The organism is Streptomyces sp. NPDC058773, from assembly GCF_042746015.1.
Lineage (GTDB): Bacteria > Actinomycetota > Actinomycetes > Streptomycetales > Streptomycetaceae > Streptomyces.
Genome location: NZ_JBHYPE010000018.1, coordinates 48,037 through 67,192, shown reverse-complemented (window position 1 = coordinate 67,192; position 19,156 = coordinate 48,037). Strand labels below are relative to the sequence as shown.

Below are 19,156 nucleotides of genomic sequence, written 5' to 3'. Positions count from 1 at the left end.
CCCCGGTCGCCACGCAGGGCAGCTCCGCAGGGCTCAGCGCCGGACCGTCTTGCCGCCTGCGACAACGAGGCGGACTTCGCGCAGCGCACCGAGGTCGGACAGCGGGTCTCCATCCACGGCGATGATGTCTGCACGCTGGCCTTCAGCAAGGCGCCCGGTGTCGGTGATGCCCAAAGCTCGGGCCGCATCCACCGTGGCCATGTCGAGGATCTTGTCGTTGGGAATCCCGAGGTACTGGTAGAACTCCAGGCTGTTGACCAGTTTGTCGAAGACCGCGCGAGTGACTCCGGCATCCGTGCCGGCGATCAGGGGTACGCCCTTGTCGGCCATCCAGCGCATGGAGGAGAACAGGTACTCCGCGCGGTCGTGGCCAACCCGTTCGGCGAACGCCCTCCAGTTGGGACTGGTCGCAGTGCACACGTAGATGCCCTGGGCCTTGATTTCGGCGAGGAGATCGTCCCGGAGATCGAACTCGCCGCCTTCGGTCATCCAGGTGCAGTGCTCGATGGTCTTCACGCCGGCGGCTACGGCGGCTGCAATGCCGTCGGTGCCGTGGGCGTGGACGGCGACGGGCAGGTCGAGGCTCTGGGCTTCCTCGACCACGACGCGCAGCTCGTCCTCGGTGAACTGGTTCTGCCAGATGGCAGGGCCGCCCTTGGTCATTCCACCGCCCGTGCCCATGACTTTGATGACGTCCGCTCCGAGACGGGCATTGCGTCGCACCATCTCCCGGATGGCCTGCTCGCCCTCGACCTCTCCGCCGAAGAAGTTGCAGTGGCCCCCGGGGGATGTCAGCGGTGTTGCCGCCGAAAGGATGCGCGGTCCGGGCAGGGTCCCCGAGGCGATGGAATTGCGCAGGCGGATGGCGAGACCGTTGCGGTCGCCCAGGTCCCGAACAGTTGTTACGCCGCTGCGGACCAGTTGCTCAGCGCGCTTGGCCATGCCTTCCAGCAGTTCCTCGTCGCTGCTGTCCTGGACGGTAGCCACAGGGTCGGCACTCGCATCGAAGATGAGATGCGTGTGGGCATCGATCAGGCCCGGCAGCACGGTGCCGTCCGGAAAGGACACGGTACGGATTCCGTGGGGTGCTAGCTGCTCGAGTTCCTTGCGCGGGCCGACCGCGGCGATCTGGTCGCCACGGACGAGCACGGCGCCATCGGTAACGGTGGTGCCGTTGGGCCCGGTGATGACCCGGCCGGCCGTGATCAAAGTTTCCGTCATGGTGCCGCTCCTCGTCGTGGGGTCGCTTGTCGGGCGGGTCGGGCTGCATGCCCTGGTGTCGGCTACCGCGCGTGTGCGTGCGGCTTGAGCGCATCCGACAGGGAGATCAGCTGCCGTACGTCGGCATCGAGGCTGTCCTCGCCTGGGAGCGCCACGGCAACAGCTTGCTCCGACACTGCTTCGCCGTTGGCCTGGGCGCGCAGCGCGTGTCGCAGGTGGCCCGCCAAAGACGCATGCGGCGTGCCGTCGTTCACTCCTTGCTGTGCCAGGTACGGGCTGATTCGCACCAAGCCGTCCCGGCATTCGATCGCCCGTCGGTAGTAGCGGTAGTGGGTGCCGCGCAGGGACAGGAACTCCCGCCAGCCGCTGGCGGGTACGCGGCTGAGGGCGTCCTGCGGAAATGCCTCGTGCAGTGCTTCCCACAGTGGGCGAAGACGCCGGTACGCCTTGCGGTGACACAGCCAGACTCGCGCGCTCGCCAATCGCATCGCGGCGCCGGAATAGATGACGCCGACGATGAACACTGGGACTGCAAGCGCAAGGAGGCCCTGCGTGCCGTGGTTCAGCCACGCCGGGACGTTCGCACCACGCCATCGTGTGACGTCGATAGCGAGGCGGCCGATGTTGGCCATCACCATGCCGGCCAGGGCCCCCACGGTGAGCCACAGCCCCGTGGACAGCGGGCGGAGGGACATCCGCGCATGCCGCCAGGTCCACCACAGCGCCGCAGCGAGTGCGTAGATCAGGTAGAGAAGCGCGGCCATGAAGAACAAGGCCACGGGCGTTGCCGTCACGTCAGCGGTGGCGAAATCTCGGCCCCTGACACTGACCGGCGTGGCGACCGTCGTCAGTGCGAGGACGGTGATGGCCGATGCCAATGGCAGGGCATCCCATCGGGCCCGTCGGATAGCACGCTCCCGCTCCTCTGCGGAGAAGAGGTAGACGCACATCAGGCAGTAGACCGCGCCGAGCAGCAGGGCGTTCTGCACCAACCGCGCGGATCCTGGGCCCATGAGGTTGTCCACGAGACGGGCCGCGGAATCCAGGCCGAGGGCAAACGAAGCACGGGTGCAGATGAGACACAGGGTCACAGCGCGGAGAGGGAGATCGCGGGGATCCCGGGCGAGCTGAATGAGCTTCCACACCACGGCCAGGTCGAGGATGAAAGCGGAGAAGAGCAGGCCGGTCACAGCCACCCCTGCCGGTCACCGAGGGCTGCCTGCACGCGACGCAGGGAGGGCGTGGAGGCCCGCCGCGGTGCGACCCTGTCCAGAACCGAAGCCCACTCCAAGATGATGGTGGCGACCAACTCAGCCTGACGTTCATGCTCTTCGTCGTACGACGTCCGCCGCAGGAGCCGCTTGACCGATCCTGACGAGAGGTCCGGGACCGCCCCTTTCCACAGCGCGACATCGTCGATTCCTTCGCTCTGGTGGTCCGCCAGGATGTGGCCCACTTCGTGGAGGATGATGTGCCGCTGATGACTCGCGGTGGTCTCCTGCTGGTACAGGATGTAATCGGTGGACGGGGTGGCGATCCACGCACCGAACGGCCCTGGCACCGGCATCGGGTGCGACACCAACCGGATGGGGCGGCCACGCCGCTCCCCTAGCTGCTGGCAGAGCAGGTCCACCTGCAAGGGGGGCTGGATATCAAGGGCTCGCAGTTCACGTTTACAACGCCTGCGAAGCTCTCGCTCTTTCACGGTCAATCTCCCGCACACGACTAGTGTCGCGGCAACAGCACCCCCTCGCCGCGGAATCACGCCGTTGACAGCGCGTCATTCGCGGTGCTCTGCCTGCTCCAACTTGTAGACAACGTCAAGCAGGTCCATTACCTGCTTTCTTCGCGCTTCCGACAGCTCGCCGGCGCGCATTGCCATCAACTTCACATCGCGGTCTTCGAGTGCCTCATCGACCCCCGCGCGCTCGGCTTCCAATTGAGCCAATCGGCCATGGACTTGCCCAGCTACGGCGTCATCGAAAAAGTACGAGATCGGCACACCGAAAAAGTTCGCCAGACCCTGCAGGTGGCGCACGGTCGGGTTGTCCTTCTTCCCCTTCCGTAGCTGCCAGATGTAGCTCATGGAGATGTTGATCCCCGTCTGGCTGATGGCGTTCGCCGCGTAATCGTTGCTGTATTCCCTACCGTCGTCGTCCTTGATCGTCGCGAACAGATGGTTGATCTTCTCCGCCAAAGAGCGGCCTGTCTCCTCGCTCACCACTTCCCCTCCTCTCGCCGAGAGTCCATCGGCCAGCGTACACGAGTGGAGGCTGCGCGGATCGACCCCTTCACCTCAGTTGAGCGGATGGCGGTCCAGGTATAGGGTCCCCATCAGCGTTTTCCACTGAGGTGAAAGATCAGGAGGTGATGGCCTTGTATGTGAGTGAAGATCTTGATCGATTCGAGCGCCAGTGCTCGATGCGGAGCAATCCAGCCTCGATGGCCGGCTTCCGCTCAGGCCGCTCTCGGCGCCCCGATGAACACTTTGCCACCGTTCGCCCGTCGGGCGGGTTCCGGTCGGCCGTGGACAGTCGGCGCAAATCGCACGTTTCGCCCGCACTTGGCGGCGAGGAATCCCGGTGCGAAATCGCTACGACCAGCGCCGCAAGAAGATCGAATTACTTTCAGAGGTTGCACGGGAACTCTGCGCGCTGTGATGGACCCCTCGAAGTTGTTCGTGACCCGTCAGTCCACCTGCAGGTGCGGGTGGCGGAGCGGTGGTGTGGCCTCTCGCTGGGTGTTGTGGAGGACCTTCCAGCTATCTCTGGATCTTGGCGCGGGAACTGCATATGTTGCTGGTCCCTCGGCGGGACAGCCGAAAGGGAAGCCAATGAGCGGGAAGGGGGGAGTGGGCTGAGTAAGCGTCAAATCCCAGATTGCCAAGGGGAATGAAGAAGGCGCCCAGAAGTTAGCAGCTTCCGGGCGCCGAACCCGCCACCCCGAAGGGGGGCGGATACATAACCGGGGCGAGTCGGCTGACCTTTTCGACGAGAACGGCCGTCTCACCTCGCCTACGAGTGAGGAATTCTCGCATGCCCAAGTCCGCGAGCGGAAGGGCCCTCCCTGCCCCGCAGGCCAAGGCCGACGCACCCTCCGCTGACGCCCGCCGGCACCGCCTGGCCGCGCTTCTTGCCGACATGGTGCCCGGAGCCTGCACCATCCGCGTCTCGCAGCGCCAACCCGGCCAGAACTGGCCGAGCCCCTACGCCCGCGCGTATGACGCCCAGGGGCAGCTCATAGCCCTCAGCCGAGCCCAGCGTGTGACGGTTGCCCGCTGGGTGATCCGCGTACACCCCGACGTTTCCTGGGACGAGACGTACGACCTCGACCTGGCCACCGGCACCCTTCGGTTTGCCGCCGCGGTATACGCCGCAACGGGCGGAGGCCGCTGACCATGGCCAGGATCCGCACCATCAAGCCCGAAGCCTTCACCAGCGAGTCGCTCGCCGAGGTGAGCGTCCATGCCGAACGGACCTTCTTCGGCCTCCTCACCCAGGCCGACGACCACGGCCGCTTCCGCGACAACCCGGCCATCATCGCCGGGCTGCTCTGGCCCCTGCGCGCCGAGCACACCCCTGTCCACGTCGAGGACGACTTGCAGCAGCTGGCCGATGCCGGGCTGATCTGCCGGTACACCGGCTGCGACGGCCGCCGCTATCTGCACATCGTCACCTGGTTCGAGCACCAGAAGATCGACAAGCCCTCGCAGACGCGCATCCCCACCTGCCCGGACCACCACGCCACCCAACGCTGCGGATCCTGCAAGGGCACCTGCACCGTGCTCACCGAAAGTCGGGCGAACACTCCCCGAGGACTCCCCGAAACTTCGGCGAAGACTCCCCGCACCCTCGATCGGCCGTCGAAGGCTCCCGTGACGACTCCCACCGTCCGATCCAAGAGCAAGAGCGGCCAGCAGGCGACGCTCGACGGCGCCACCGATGCTCCCAAGCGAACCGCGAAGAAAACCGCAGGTCACAAGCCTGTCAGGGAGGACTCCCCGAAGGCTCCCCGAACCCTCTCCGAAGACTCGGCGCCTGGATCTAGGATCTTGGATCCTGGATCTTCTTATCCTTCGGGGCGCACAGCGCCCGCACCCAGCCCATCGGCGCAGGACCTCCTCGGCGAGTACGTCGCCGCTTGCACGCAACGCCCGCCGGGCGACGTGATCGGCCACCTCGGTCGCATCACCAAGAAGCTCCTGGACGAGGGCATCGCCCCGGAGCACATCCGGGGCGGACTGCAGCGCTTCGCCGCCAACCCCAAGCACCCCAGCGTGCTGACCAGCATGGTCAACGAGGCCATGAACGCCTCGTCGGCCGGTTTGGTGCGGCCGGAATCGCGGTCTAACCTGCCCGGCCACCGGGCCTGGGCCAATCCCGCTGACCCTGCCGCCGCCTACGCCGAGGAGCTGTAATGCGCGACCACGACGCCCAGCCCGTCGGCAGCATCGCCCGCCGCCTGGCCCACATCCTCACCACCCGGGGCATCGACCCGAAGGCCCAACTCACCGATCCGGCCGAGCCGATCCCGGCCCTGCAGGCGGCGCAGGCCCGCATCCCAGCCCGCTACCAGGACGCCGTCGCCGACCACCCCGCGGTCGCCGCCTGGGTCCGCGAGGTTGCCCAGGCCGGACGCCCCGGCCCCAAGGGGGCTCCGGGCATCGCCCAAGGCCGCTCACTACTGATCGTCGGCACCACCGGCACCGGCAAGACCCACCAGGCATACGGCGCCGTCCGGTCTCTGCTCCTCGCCGGGGTCCGGCTGCGCTGGAAGGCGATCACGGCCGCCGACCTGTACGCGGAGCTGCGGCCCCGCCCCGGCCACGACGGCGAGCGGGAGCTGATGGACCTGGCCCGCTGCCCGCTGCTGATCATCGACGACCTCGGGGCAGCCAAGAGCAGCGAATGGACCGAGGAGATCACGATGCGGCTGATCAACCGCCGCTACAACGAGATGCTCCCGACCCTCGTCACCACCAACCTCGGCATGGCCGACCTGCGCGCCCACATCGGTGACCGCGTCGCCTCCCGCCTGACCGAGATGACCGACAAGGTCATCCTCGACGGCCCCGACCGTAGAAGATCCCTCGCAGCCAACCGCCGCAGTTTCGCCGCCGCCATGCCGCCCGCATGCGCCGAACCAGCTGAGCTGGCAGCCCCCATGGCCGCAGCCCCGGCTCGCCGACACAGCCGCTGAGAGCCCGCTCGCGACCGCCGCCACCGGCCCGCCTTACGCACCAACCCCCAGGCCGCGCCTGCCCAAACGCGCCCGGGGGTGAACGGAGACACCCATGAGCACCACCGAAGACCTCACGCCGCGCACCCTCGGCGACATCTCCTGGCACGATCGCGCCGCCTGCCGCTCCACGGTCCACGACCAGGACGACCCGGACCTCTTCTTCCCCGAGCCGGACGAGATGGACCGCATCCAAGCGGCCAAGGAACTGTGCGGCCAGTGCCGCGTCCGCACCACCTGCCTCGACGCCGCCCTCGAAAACGGCGACCAAGACGGTATCCGAGGCGGCATGACCGAAGAGGAACGCCAACCCCTGCATCGCAGGTTCCAGCACCGCCTCGACTACGCCCGCGTCAACGCCACCCTGGCCGGCAGCGACATCCATCTCACCGCCGCCGAACGCCGGGCCGTCGTCCGCGCCGCCTACCAGGCCGGCACCCCGGCTGAAGAGCTCGCCCGGCTGCTCAAGTGCACCAAGGAGCACGCCCAGAAGCTCTACCGCAAAACCCGCCGCCAGATCCGCAACCGGGCGGTTGGCCAGCAGGAGAAGGCCAACGAGGGCAAGCAGAAGCCCAAGAGCCAGACCGCGGTGCTGAAGAAGCCGTCGGCACAGACCCCTTCCCGCGACGACCTTGGGACGGCTGCGTGAATCACATCGCGCCGATACCGGCCCGGATCACAGGCTGGGATCGCGCCGCCATCGTCGCCCTCGGCGGTGCCGGTTGCGCCCTCTCCTACGACGCCCTGCAGCAGATGGCCATCGCCATCCACATCCGCGGATTCCTCACCTACGTTTTCCCCCTGGTGATCGACGGATTCATTGCCTACGGAGTGCGTGGCCTCCTGGTCTTGCGCGCCGCACCGCTTGCCGCCCGCTGCTACGTCTGGATGCTGTTCGGCACCGCGACGGCTGCGAGCATCTGGGCCAACGCCCTGCACGCGGTGCGCCTGAACCAGCAGCAGGTGCAAGGCGCAGGGCTGCGGCTCGGTGACGTCACCGTCGGCATCCTGTCCACCCTCGCCCCGCTCGCCTTGGCAGGAGCCGTCCACCTGTACATCCTGATCGCTCGGCGAGCCGCCGAGCCCGCTGTCCTCGGACACCCGGACACCGTGGGTGTCCGGACTGACCGGGTGACCGCTGACCGCCAGGGCACCCCCGTCGGCCAGGACGAGCACCGGCCGACCTCGGTCACCTCCGGACACCCGGCTGCGCTGTCCGCCCCGGAGACCAACCGCCCGACGGCACCGGTCAGCCAGGGCACCCAGGAGACGGCCGCCTCGGAGGACCTGTCCGGACAGCGGGAGGACCTGGCCGAGCCGGAGCCGGAGCACGATGGCCGAACCGCTGACCTGGACGGACACCCAGCCAGCAGACCCGCCACGGTCACCCTCCTCCATCTGGCCGCCCCGCCCTCCGCAGAGCCGGAGGCTCACCCGGTCACCGATCCGGAAGCCTCGGACAACGACACCCCGGACACCGATCCGGTGACCGACAACCTCCTGCTGATCGCCCGCCGGGCGGTCGCCGAGGCGGGGAAGGCCACCCGCCAGGTCGTCGCGGACGCCATCCGCGGACAGAACCTCCCGCTCGCCAACGACCGTCTGACCGACCTGATGCAGCAGCTCCGCGCCGAGGCCAACGAGGGCTCGGTCACCAGGACGGGCTGACCGAACGAGCCACGCCGAGCGGGTGACCCGGCCTCTCCGTAGCGCCGGGTCACCCGCCCCGCACACCCACACTTCGACTTCTCCACACAGCGGAGGCACCACGATGCGCAAGACATTGGCCACCCACGCCGAGGCCGACGCCTGGATCACCGTGCTTCGCGACCACGGACACCTCCACTGCGCAGAACCCGGGCCCGACGGGAGCTGGACCGTCCAGCGAACCCCGGCAAGCACACCCCGAACCCTCCACCACCCAGTCCTCGCGCTCGACTACGTCGCTGAAATCCTCCGCGCCGTACGCGGACACACGACGGAGACGCCCCGATGACCTCCTCCGAACCGTCCGGCACCACCTCTGAACCGCAGCAATGCCACTGCCTGGCACGAGGCCGAGCAAGCTGTAGCTTCCGAAACTCCTCCGCAGCCACGGGCAGCGGAGGAGTTTCGGAAGCGCATGCCCCCGCCCCAGAAGGGGCGGGGGAGACCCGGCACCAGGGGGTGCCGGGCTCTGGGGCTGCGACCGAGGGCGGACCGCAGCCAGGAGGGGAACTGAACGCGATCGTCGCGACGCGTACGCGCCCTCGCCTGCGCCAGAGCGTGCAACGCGATCAAGTCCGCAGTGTCCGCCTGACCCAAGTCGAACTCGACACAGTCAAGCGCGCCGCCGAAGCCGCCGGCCTGAAGACCGCAGGGTTTCTGGCCGACGCCGCGGTTGCGGTCGCCCAGGCCCAAGGCGGTTCCAGGGCATGGCTGTTGGACCAGCGAGGCCGGGTGGAAGAGCTCATGGCTGCCAGTGCGCAGCTCGCCCGCGTCGGCAACAACTTGAACCAGGTGGCTCGCGTTCTCAACTCCGGTGGCCAGGCCGACCACGTGGACGAGACGGTGGCTCGCGTCCTGCGTGCCGCCACCCGTGTCGAGGACGCCGCCATCGAGATCGCGAGGCGCTGACGGTGGTGCCCGACATCTCCACCGGCAGCCGCACGTACGGACTGCTCAACTACCTCTACGGGCCCGGCCGCAGGGAGGAGCACACCGACCCGCACCTCGTCGCGTCTTGGATGCCGGGCCTTGCCCCCGACCCCGGCCGTGACCCAGTCGCCACGCTCAAGCAGCTCACTGACCGGCTCGACCTCCCCGTCCTCGCGCTGCCGAAGAACCGCCGCCCGGCGCGGCACGTCTGGCACTGCCCCGTACGCACCGCACCCGGCGACCGCCACCTCACGGATGCCGAATGGGCCGAGGTCGCCCGCCGTATCGTCCACGCCACCGGCATCGCCGAGGAGGGCGACGACAAGGCATGCCGCTGGGTCGCCGTACGCCACGCTGACGACCACATCCACCTCGTCGCCACCCTCGTCCGTGAAGACGGCCGGCGGCCGCGCCGTCACGAAGACGGCATCCGCGCCCAGGCTGAATGCCGAAAGATCGAAGCCGAGTTCGGCCTGCAGATCCTCAACGGCGGAGACCGAACCGCCGCCCAGCGCCCCACCAGCGCCGAACGCGCGAAGGCCGAGCGCGCCGGACGAATCGAGACGCCCCGCGAGACTCTGCGCGAGAGCGTCCGCCAGGCCCTGGCCGGAGCCGCGAGCGAGGAGGAGTTCTTCCGCCGCCTCGCCGAGGCCGGCCTTCGCATCGAGAAGCGCATCGCCCCCTCCGGCGACGCCCTCGGATACAAGGTCGCCCTCCCCGGCGACCGCAACCGCGACGGCGAACCCATCTGGTTCTCCGGCTCGAGGCTCGCCCCGGACCTCTCCCTCCCCAGGATCCGCCAGCGCCTCGACGCAGGGCCTCCCGACGGGGACGCACCCCTCAACGACCGCTCCAGCGCACGAGAGCCTCGCACGGCTCGCGCTCGACGCGAAGCAGCCCACGTCGCCGAACGGGCAGCATCGGCACTGAGCGGAGACGACGACGCAGACTCCGCTGCACAACTGGTCGGCGTCGGCGAACTGCTCGATGCGGTCGCCCAGACCTCCCCTGCCTCGACCCGCAGGGAACTCGCCGAGGCCGCCCGCTCCTTCGAACGCGCCACCCGATCCCACACCCGCGCCGAGCACGCCGACAACCGCGCAATCCGCTCCGCCGCCCGCGGCATCATCCGCGCCGGCAACTCCCTCGGCAAAGGCGAGGACGGCGGCGCCACCGCGATGCTCCTGTCCACCATGGTCCTCGTCACCATCGCCGCCGTGCGCTGGCACTCCGCCCGCGGCCACGCCCAGCAAGCAGCCGCTGTCCAACAGGCCGCCCAGCACCTTCGTGCTGCTTACCGGTCCGCTGCCGCCGCCCCCATGAACGCCATGCGCGAGCAAGGCCGCCACCTCCCTGCACCTGTACGGCAGCGGTACGCCGGCACCCTCGAATCCACCCTGCCCGAGCAGGCTGACCGCCTGCTACGCGAACCTGGCTGGGACGCACTGGCCGCCACGTTGGACCAGGCCGAGCGAGCTGGCCACGACCCCGAAGCCCTGCTCCAGCAGGCCATCGAACGGCGTGAACTGGACACCGCCGACAGCGTCACCGACGTACTCGTCTGGCGACTGCGACGCCTGGCCAAGCTGCCCGCGGCGGTGACCCAACCCCATGCGCGTGAGGCTCGAAAGACGCCCCCGGCTGAAGACCGCTCGATCCGGCCAACGCCGAGCATGCCCCCAACTCGCGTGGTGCAGCCCGATCTGCGCGCGCGTTCGCCGAGGCGCTGAACTGCACAGCGAAGGGCTGGACACACAACAGCGGCTGCTGCGAGAGGTGATCACGGAGACAAGAACGAGAGCTACGGATGCTGAGTGAGGACGTCCGAGCCCACTGAACCGTGCCCCGCCGGGCACCCTCGCTGACGATCCGTTGTGTTTCCGGGCCGAGACGCAGCTGGCTGACGAGTACATCCCCGTACCGGGAATGAGTCGAATACGCCCGTCCGGGTGAATGTCGCGCTTATGGGTAACGGCTACCGACTCGAAAACTTCCTGGTCAGTGGCCTATTTCTCGTGAGCAGCGCGGCGCGCCCGGCAGCTCGCCTGCATCTGGGCACTGGCACCTGCAGACATCATCACGTTGTCACACAGGGCTCTCTGTCAAGAACACTCAGTAAAGTGAGATGGAGGAGTGACGGTGCTTGATGCCGTCTTGAGTCGGCGCAGGACCATGCTGGTCAGCGCGGCAATTCGTATGGGGTACGCCTGGACGGTCCGGCGCGATGAACCACGGGCCTGGCGCGAAATCATGAGTATGGCCGGAGTCGTCAATGCGATCCTGGGCCCTGACCGGGAAGCCCTGAGGCCGTCTGAGCTGGTCGATCAACTGTCTCGGTATCCGCTGCGGCGGATTGCCCCTGAGGTGTTCCAGGACGATCCCCTCGGACGGCTGACGGTGCTGGAGTGGGACGAACTGAGCGACGACGTCTACTCCGACGGTTGCTCAGCGATCGTTGAGCTGCTGGAACAGGGCGATCGGGGACGCGGCTGGATGCCCAGCTGGACCTGGCTCCAGCAAGAGATCGTTCAGAACGAGGCATTCCTGAAGATCAAGACCGGTGCGAGCGACGAGGACTACGTGGCTCGGCGGCGGTTCGTGATCGACACACCGGCCGGTCCGCTGGAAGAGATCGCCGATCAATGCTGCGCTTTGGGGATCCAGCCCCCGGTCCGATACGTACCGCTACCGCCCGACCGCGTTCATCAGGGGCGGTATTGGTGGCCGTGTCCAGTGTGCCGGTGGCCCATGCGGGTCAGCGGAGTGGCCGTTCGCTGCAGTTACCCATCACACAACGCTCGATACGCCATCCGGAGCCTGGAGGACGGACGGGGACCGAAGCTCCGGCCAGTCGATGACACAGTCCGCCGCCAACCTGCGGCCCGGCGTGTGCAGTTCGAGGGCGACCGGCGAACAGTGTGCGTGGAACTGCCGGCGTGGCGATTCATCGTCGTGCCTGGGGTTGATGAGCTCGCTCTGTACAAGAAGTGGCACGGCCAGGAGCCTCTTGAGGTCAGCCTGTGGCCTCATCAAGACGCGTATGACCTGAAGTTCGCCATTGCGTCGCTGGGCTGGGCGCTGGCGATCGATCTCAAGGATGTCGCTAGCGCCAGTGCCCTGGCCGACGAGATCTCAAGGAAGCCGCTCGCCGTGAAGACCGTCGTCCTTCCGGACTACCGGGGGATGGCTCAGCGCCAAGAGCTGCAGGATCTGCTGCCTGACTACACCGTGTTGCTCGTCGACGACGTGAACAAGATCGTCAAGAAGAAGCTGGCCGAGGCGAGGCGGGCGCAGTGACCGACGAACGCGATGGACTCAGCGAGCGCGAGAGGAAGCTTCTGCCCCGCCTCGTTGCGTGTGCCTGTGCCTGTGCGCAGGCGTATTTTCCGGCGGACGGCCAGGCAGTCGCTTCGCTGACTGCCGCGCACTTCTTGCTGACCGGGAAGTATGACCGGTGGGACGGTTACGACGACCTGCCCCTGGAAGACCAACTTCGGCTGAGCCGGCTGCTGCACCATCGGCCGAACCAGCTCGCCAACGACACTGCATTCCGTAGACACGCCAGCGATTACTTCGATCAAGGCAATATCCCTGGGTTCCGACTGCTCGACGGCGCAGAGCAGGTGAGCGCTCACCACGGCCTTCCTCCTCGCGACTGTACTGACCGGCTGTTGGCCGAGATGGACACAATCCGGGCCGAGCACGTCGTCCCGAGGCCGATGGCGAAGCCAGGGGAGCACACCCATACGCTGCGTGTGCCCATGGCTGGGCGGCAGAACGCTCCAGTGCTGGCCTACTACACCTTCGAAGAGCACGACGTACCTGCGTCACCCCCTCAAGCCACCCGTTTGAGCACTGCCCCAGAGCTCACCGAGGCAGTGCTCAAGGTCCAGGATTTCTTGCAACTGAACGCTGAGCTCGACGAGCAGACGGCTGCGGCTTTCCGGGTGGAGACGCTTACCCCGTTCTTCCGGCGCATGCGGACTGCGCAGGGGCAACCTGTCGGAGACGCCCTGCGGCTCGACGCGGGACCCACCCGGGTCCTGAGCGCTCCCACAGGGTCAGGCAAGAGCGTCCTGCTCCGTAGTTACGCCTCCTCGGCGGTGCAGGAAGGCCACACAGTGGCTCTGGTGGTCGACACCAACGCGAACGCACTCAAACTCGCGCATGCCATCGAGCAAGACCTGGAACGGTCGGGTATCGCCAAACGCCTGGGCGTGGAAGTGTCAGAGGTGGTCGTCCCACTGATGTCACCGAACAGCTTGATGCAGGAGCTGGAACGGACAGTCAAGGGGAATGAGAACCCCGCGTACGTCGACTGGGTCTTCGCGCGGATCGGCTATTCCTGCCAAATGCCCGCGCTCGCCTCGGTGGACGAGGCCGTGGACACGTGGGTACCGGGTGGAGAGCCCTGCACAGATCTGACCCAGGTGCGTCCAGAGCGGGGCAAGCCTTACCGAAGCATGCCCGCCCCGAAGGTCTGCCCCTTCAAGCAGGGGTGCGGCAAGTTCCGACTGGCCCGCCAAGCGGCCTCGGCCCGGATCATCGTCACTACGCACGCCAATCTCTACGGGGGCCGGATGCACATCCCCTTTGAGCTGGATGACGGGACGGTGACCGAGAACGTCAGCGTGGAAAAGTTCATCATGCGGCACTGCCAGATCGTCCTCGTCGACGAACTCGATGCCTTCCAGTCGACGGTGACGGACCGTTCAGGACGCGGCCTGACTCTGGCCTGGGGAGATCGCGGTCACGATCGCCCCCTGATCGACGTGGACACGCAAATCGTCAGCGCCTTTTACCGCCTGCCCGCAGCCTTGGAGGAACGGGCACGCTCGAACATCTCAGAGTGCCGGCGCCTGGCAGAGACCTACACGATGCACCTGGCTCGGGAAGAGCTGTCCTTGAGTGACCAGCTTCCCGACGAACCGCGCCAGCGGCCGCACCGTCACGGGAGCGCCAGACGATGGATCGTGCCGCAGCGATGGGACGGCTGGCTGGTCAAGCACTTGGACGCATTCTTCGCGAACGATCCAGCCCGGGTTTCCACCGAGCCTGGACCACCGGCCTCTGCAGGGCTGATGTTGCTGGAGGCGGTCTGCGACCGAGGCGTTGCGTCATATCTCCTGCCGGAGCACGTCCGGGAGTTCGCGCACTCAGTACGTGAAATCACGGCAGCGTCAGATGCGGCCGGGATCCTGGAGCATGTGCGCGGTCAGCTGTTCGAGATGCTCACGCCATGGATTCCGTCGGCCAAGACCCGTGCGGCAGTCATCGACCGCTTGGTTCGTAGGAAGTTCCTGGTACCGCTGAGGAAGATGCTGCACAGCTTTGTCCACGATGCTCCACAGCTGAAGCTCGCGGGAGTGCCCGCGGCTGAAGAGATCGCACGGGCACTGGGCGGCTACGAAACCTGGCGTGCAGTACCGCATGGGCCGCTCGGACGGCTCGTGTTCGCATTCACGGAAGACCACAACCCCAAGTCCCCGCACGACACCAAGCTCTGTGTGGCCGCCTTCGGTGGCGACCCCCACAGCTACATCGCATCCCTCGGACAGGTCACTGCTCTTGCCCAAGCGGGGCATCGGCGCGTCGTACTCGGTATGTCGGCAACCGCCTACATGCCCGGCGCGCACCGACATCACATCCACACCCTCCCCTCGTTCATCGTCCCCGATGAGGGCTCCGAGGTGGAGATCGATGCGCGCCCCATTCCAGGGCTGGAGGGCGAACTGATTCGGATCTCGGGTCTGTCCGGCAAAAAGCGACGCGAGGCCACAAGAATGCTCGGCGCGAAGCTCTGGAGTGAGCTATCCCGCGAGCTCGAGGACCTCGCCGCGCAGAACACGCCCGGCGTCCAGGACGCGATCTTGCTTGCCACGACGTCCTACGAAAGCTGCCGTGACCTGGCCGAAGGAATGCGCGCGGCCGGCGCGCCACCGGGCTTGATCGCTGTCGCGGTACGGGCCGACCCCGAGGCCGCAACGGACTCTGCGCAGCAGCTCGACGACCGACCCTGGATCGAGATCGCCGGAGACCAGCTCGAGGAATTCGGCGCCCTTGCCCACGCCCGTATCCTCATCGCCCCTCTCAAACGCGTCGAGCGCAGTCTCAATATCCTCGCGCCCGGCCAGCGTCGCTCCCGCATCGGTTCCATCTGGCTCGCTGTACGTCCGATGTCGATCGTGGACGACCCCGACGAGCTGCTCGCTCATATGGGGGCCCGAGCGTTGGACGACCGCCGTTCCCATGACCGGCCGTGGATCGAGCTGGAGCGCTCCATGAAGGCAGCCGGGTCGTACCTCGACGAACTGCTCAGCAGCCGTCGCTACTTCAGCGCACTTCCCCATCGCGCGAAGAAGGCCATCGCTGCCGAGCTGATCGCCTCCATCATCCAACTGGTGGGTCGTGCCCGACGCGGTGGCACTCCCGGACGACTCCGGCTCGTCGACTACGCGTTCCTGGACCCCAAGGGCAACTCCGACCTGCCCAACCTCATCCGCGAACTTCGCGCCGACTGGGCTCGCACCGGCGAACTCGACGTCCTGCTCACCACCAATGGCGCAGCGCTCCGGGCGTTCTTCGCCTTCGCCGACAACCACAACGTCACCCGCGAATCCCTGGACACCGAATGCTGACCACTCTGGCTTACCTCCTGGACCCCAAGCGCCTTGGCCCCGCGGTGTTCTACCCACTGACCAAAGAATTCGGCCAAGCGTGGAGCCGGCTGCCTCGCTACCGCGACAACGACAGCTCCAAGCCGCTGCGCCCCGCCTACGCCGGGCTGGCCACGGCGCTCTCCGCTGTCACCAACCAGCCGGTCGTGATCATGCCGGATACGATCGACCCACCCGAGGACGATCTCGACGTCCCCGCCGTCCTGGTCACTACCGCCCCCATCAAGCCGCGTCTACTCACCCGAGCCGTGCGGAGCTGGGAACGGCATATCCGAGGCGGCGCTGACGACGACACCCTCGCCCCGCTCCTGGCTCAGGCCGTGAGGACCAAGCGCCAGCTGGGCTCCTTCGTACGCAATGCAGCTTCGGGGCGGCCGCGCGCACCGCAGTGGTTCTATCGGGTGGCCGCTTGGAACTTCGCTGCAGAACTAGCCCGTGTCCCGCTCCAGCTCCCCGGCTCCACTGGCACCCCCGGGCAGCGTCTGAACTGGCTCATGGACACCAACGGCAGCCTGCTCGCCTGGGACCACGTCCTGAAAGGAGAGACCGAGAGGCCGGCCAGGACCGGCTATGCCATGCACAAGCTCGACTTCCGTGTCGTCACCTTGCCCGGCGAGCCCAGGATCGGTATCCATGTCATCCCGACCTTCAGCCGACTCGCCACCCACTGGGCGAGCACTCGCACGGCATTCGTCGCTCGCGGCAAGGAAACGGCGCTGCGCCTGCCCGTCGGCCACCGCCGCACCGAGGAGGGATGGGAGCCATACGTGCGCAACTTTGCCGCCCAGGTCGTCGCAGCCTGCAACGTCGAGGCCATCGAACTCGGCACCAACGAGACCTTGGCGACCATGAGCGGACCGACGCGCGCTCTGGTTCCCGGCCCCACCGAGCACCCGCTCGGCAAGGGAACCGGAACCCGTTTCAACCTCGCCCTCGCGAATCACATCAAGCAGGTGACGGCCAAACTCGCACCGACACAGGTCACCTACGAACGCACCGAGGTGGAGGTCACCCGCACGACGAAGGGGCCCGTAGCGCGCGAAGACCTCGACCACGCACTCAGCGGCACGGGACACGATCGGGTCCGCATCCTCGCCTTGTACGACCACGAGTACACCCGCGAACGCATGGTCACCGCCCTGACCCCTTACCTCGACGAGCCGGACCAGGCAGCAGGCTGGGACGACTACCGAGATCATCGGCTCACCGATCGACTCAGCGTCCAGCTGCGACGCCTGCCCGCTCTGGTCTCCCCGACGTGGGTCAACTGGGCCCACGAACTCGCCTTCCTCAACGATCTCAACAAGACCGCCCTCACCGGCGTGTGGGTAGAGACCATCTGGAACCCCAAAAAGCGCACATCCCGTAGGAACCAGCAACCCGATCGCTACGACCCCAAACGCGATCTCCGCCGGCACTTTCACCAGCACGGCATGGTCTCCCAGTTCATCGCCCAGCGGCCCCGGCCCAAGCCCCGCAGGCCCGAAGACGCGGAGGAGACAACTCCGGGCTTGGAAAATCTCCAGATCTTGGAGGCGGAAGCCGGAGCCCAGCCATCACGAGCAGTCAACGACGGAGAGTCAGCGCCTGAGGAAGGCGAGGGTGCCAAGAAGCCGAAGCAGCACCGCCCGCGCCTCGACTACCCAGCAATCAACGGGCTACGAGATTTGGTCCTCCGCCTTGGCGCCGTCGACCGACGCCTAGCACAAGGATTGCTCCTGGATCGCCCCACAATCCTCGTCGGCCTGCACCTGCGCCAGCAGCGGGTCAGCACGCGGACATTTGGCTCTGCCGACAAAACGCAGATGGTGGAAGTCTTCACCGCCCTGCACACCCACCCGGACCCAGAGCGCCCTTGGCGCATGGAGATGTACAGCCACCGCCACCATGCCTGGCTGCCCCTACCAGAGGGCGAGGCCGCCTTCGGTGCTGGACCCATCGGCATGGACGGGCATGCCCGCCACAAGGAAGGCGCTGAGCTGGTACGCGCCCACGTCAAGGCAGCGCTGCGCATCCTGCCCAAGGAGAGTCCCCTCATCATCTTCATCGACACCGAAGCTGGCCGGACCATCTGGCCTGGCCTCCAGCACGCTCAACTGGGCGAAGGCATGGTCCCTGGGGACGATATCGACGACGGCCGCTCGATCGCGGTCGTCAGTATCAACACCTCGTACGGCGAAGTGCCAACGCCTGTCGATCGCTCCGACGCCCGACGCCGCGATCAGACGCGTCCCGCAGCCCCGGATGACTGGCTCCACCAGCGAGCGACGGCCACGGGCGTGACGAGCTGGTATTTCGCCCAAAAATCCCGCAGTTACGACGGCTTCGGTCAGACCAGCATCAACGGGAGCACCTACACCCGCTTCACCATTCCAAAGGATCTTGAGAAGGCGCTGCTACGCAAGGACTGGCACAGCTTTACCGCCACTCAAATCACCGTCCCTCGGCCAGGAGAGCACAAGCAGGAGGCCCTTGCCGCACTCGCGGCCGCTCTCTGCCATCAATCCCTCGCTTGGGATGCCCGCACCCGGCACCCCGTTCCCCTCCATGTTGCTGGTGCGATTGACCGGAACCATCCCGAGTACCGCGGTGCCAGCTTCGAAGCCGAAGCCGGCGAGGCCAACGAGGGCAACGCGTGACTGTTCTCGGGGGAGTCAGCGGCGGGCGGCAAGGTGTCAGCCATACGACAGGCTACGAATGATTGATCCCCCCAGGGACATCGTGCTGCTCTCGATCTGGTCGGGCTCAGTACCTTTGGTTCGTTCCTGCCCTAGCTCCCCCTATGTCCTGAGTTGGTGGATGGGCAGGTCAGCCCTTGGCCGAATCGGGCCGCTCAGCTAATTGTTCCATCCCACTTGACGCTTTAGGCTCCTTCTGCTGTGCGCTCACAGCGACTTCGGCCTGCACTGTCACGGGGGGAACCGCATGACCTACGACCAGGATTGGGACCGCCGTCTCAATCCCTTCCGCTACAACGCGGACGGCTCGCTCACAGACTCCGCCAAGCGGCAGAACGTGACGATGGAGCTCAACTCCGCTGGGGGTAGCGGAGGAACAGGTGGTGCAGGCGGGCAGGTATCGGTCCAGAAAGCCGTACTGAATAAGGCATCCACCGCGCTGGACGATCTGCGCACCGACACGGACAAAGTGGACCAGAAGGCCATAGATGAAACCTCTGATGCCTCGGCGAGTGCGCTGGATGACTGGCAGTACGGCCTCGGGCTGGACAGCATGCTCAAGCGATGGGGAGACGGGGCCAGCAACCTCAGCGTGATGTTGTCAGATGCTGCCAGCAAGCTGCACAACACCGCCGCGTTTTACATGGACACCGATCACACCGAGAAGTCCAGGATGGACTCGCTCAATGGCCGGAGGAGCTGATC

The 19,156-nt window shown here is 66.9% G+C and carries 15 protein-coding genes; 11 read left to right on the top strand and 4 right to left on the bottom strand.

Annotated features, from left to right (window positions below; all coding sequences use genetic code 11):
- Positions 1-33: 33 nt before the first annotated feature.
- The 4 genes from ACFW5B_RS18005 to ACFW5B_RS17990 all read right to left on the bottom strand — a co-directional run bounded on the left by ACFW5B_RS18005 (position 34) and on the right by ACFW5B_RS17990 (position 3,442).
- Entirely contained in the window at positions 34-1,221 is a 1,188-nt protein-coding gene (locus ACFW5B_RS18005; protein ID WP_386439995.1) for an amidohydrolase family protein, read from the bottom strand.
- A 62-nt stretch (positions 1,222-1,283) separates the two neighbouring features.
- Complete coding sequence (locus ACFW5B_RS18000) at positions 1,284-2,411, bottom strand: MAB_1171c family putative transporter (protein ID WP_386439994.1); 1,128 nt, start codon at positions 2,409-2,411, stop codon at positions 1,284-1,286.
- Positions 2,408-2,854 (bottom strand): hypothetical protein, encoded by a 447-nt coding sequence (locus ACFW5B_RS17995; RefSeq protein WP_386440101.1) that lies wholly within the window; start codon positions 2,852-2,854, stop codon positions 2,408-2,410. The genes ACFW5B_RS18000 and ACFW5B_RS17995 overlap by 4 nt, the downstream gene beginning before the upstream one ends.
- A 147-nt stretch (positions 2,855-3,001) precedes the next feature.
- The gene (locus ACFW5B_RS17990) at positions 3,002-3,442 is read right to left on the bottom strand and encodes a helix-turn-helix domain-containing protein (protein WP_386439992.1); all 441 of its coding nucleotides are present in this window, start codon (positions 3,440-3,442) and stop codon (positions 3,002-3,004) included.
- 814 nt (positions 3,443-4,256) lie between these two features.
- Between ACFW5B_RS17990 and ACFW5B_RS17985 the strand changes: the two genes are divergently transcribed.
- The 11 genes from ACFW5B_RS17985 (at position 4,257) to ACFW5B_RS17935 (ending at position 19,154) form a co-directional block, all read left to right on the top strand.
- Entirely contained in the window at positions 4,257-4,616 is a 360-nt protein-coding gene (locus tag ACFW5B_RS17985; protein ID WP_386439990.1) for a hypothetical protein, read from the top strand.
- Positions 4,617-4,618: 2 nt separating this feature from the next.
- Positions 4,619-5,638, top strand: coding sequence for a hypothetical protein (locus ACFW5B_RS17980; RefSeq protein WP_386439988.1), 1,020 nt, complete (start codon positions 4,619-4,621; stop codon positions 5,636-5,638).
- Complete coding sequence (locus ACFW5B_RS17975) at positions 5,638-6,420, top strand: ATP-binding protein (RefSeq protein WP_386439986.1); 783 nt, start codon at positions 5,638-5,640, stop codon at positions 6,418-6,420. Before ACFW5B_RS17980 ends, ACFW5B_RS17975 begins: the two co-directional genes overlap by 1 nt.
- 94 nt (positions 6,421-6,514) lie before the next feature.
- Complete coding sequence (locus ACFW5B_RS17970) at positions 6,515-7,108, top strand: WhiB family transcriptional regulator (RefSeq protein ID WP_386439984.1); 594 nt, start codon at positions 6,515-6,517, stop codon at positions 7,106-7,108.
- Positions 7,105-8,127 (top strand): DUF2637 domain-containing protein, encoded by a 1,023-nt coding sequence (locus ACFW5B_RS17965; protein WP_386439982.1) that lies wholly within the window; start codon positions 7,105-7,107, stop codon positions 8,125-8,127. The genes ACFW5B_RS17970 and ACFW5B_RS17965 overlap by 4 nt, the downstream gene beginning before the upstream one ends.
- Before the next feature lie 597 nt (positions 8,128-8,724).
- On the top strand, positions 8,725-9,075 hold the full coding sequence (locus tag ACFW5B_RS17960) for a plasmid mobilization protein (protein WP_386439980.1): 351 nt from the start codon (positions 8,725-8,727) through the stop codon (positions 9,073-9,075).
- Between the two features lie 2 nt (positions 9,076-9,077).
- Positions 9,078-10,826 (top strand): relaxase/mobilization nuclease domain-containing protein, encoded by a 1,749-nt coding sequence (locus ACFW5B_RS17955; protein ID WP_386439978.1) that lies wholly within the window; start codon positions 9,078-9,080, stop codon positions 10,824-10,826.
- A gap of 409 nt (positions 10,827-11,235) precedes the next feature.
- Positions 11,236-12,393, top strand: a complete 1,158-nt coding sequence (locus ACFW5B_RS17950) for a hypothetical protein (RefSeq protein WP_386439976.1) — start codon at positions 11,236-11,238, stop codon at positions 12,391-12,393.
- Positions 12,390-15,734 carry a hypothetical protein gene (locus tag ACFW5B_RS17945; protein ID WP_386439974.1) on the top strand — a complete coding sequence of 1,115 codons (3,345 nt, stop codon included), beginning with the start codon at positions 12,390-12,392 and terminating at the stop codon, positions 15,732-15,734. Before ACFW5B_RS17950 ends, ACFW5B_RS17945 begins: the two co-directional genes overlap by 4 nt.
- Positions 15,728-18,412, top strand: coding sequence for an RNaseH domain-containing protein (locus ACFW5B_RS17940; RefSeq protein ID WP_386439972.1), 2,685 nt, complete (start codon positions 15,728-15,730; stop codon positions 18,410-18,412). Before ACFW5B_RS17945 ends, ACFW5B_RS17940 begins: the two co-directional genes overlap by 7 nt.
- 286 nt (positions 18,413-18,698) lie before the next feature.
- Positions 18,699-19,154: a hypothetical protein gene (locus tag ACFW5B_RS17935; RefSeq protein ID WP_386439970.1), complete on the top strand. Its 456-nt coding sequence runs from the start codon at positions 18,699-18,701 to the stop codon at positions 19,152-19,154.
- Positions 19,155-19,156: the final 2 nt, after the last annotated feature.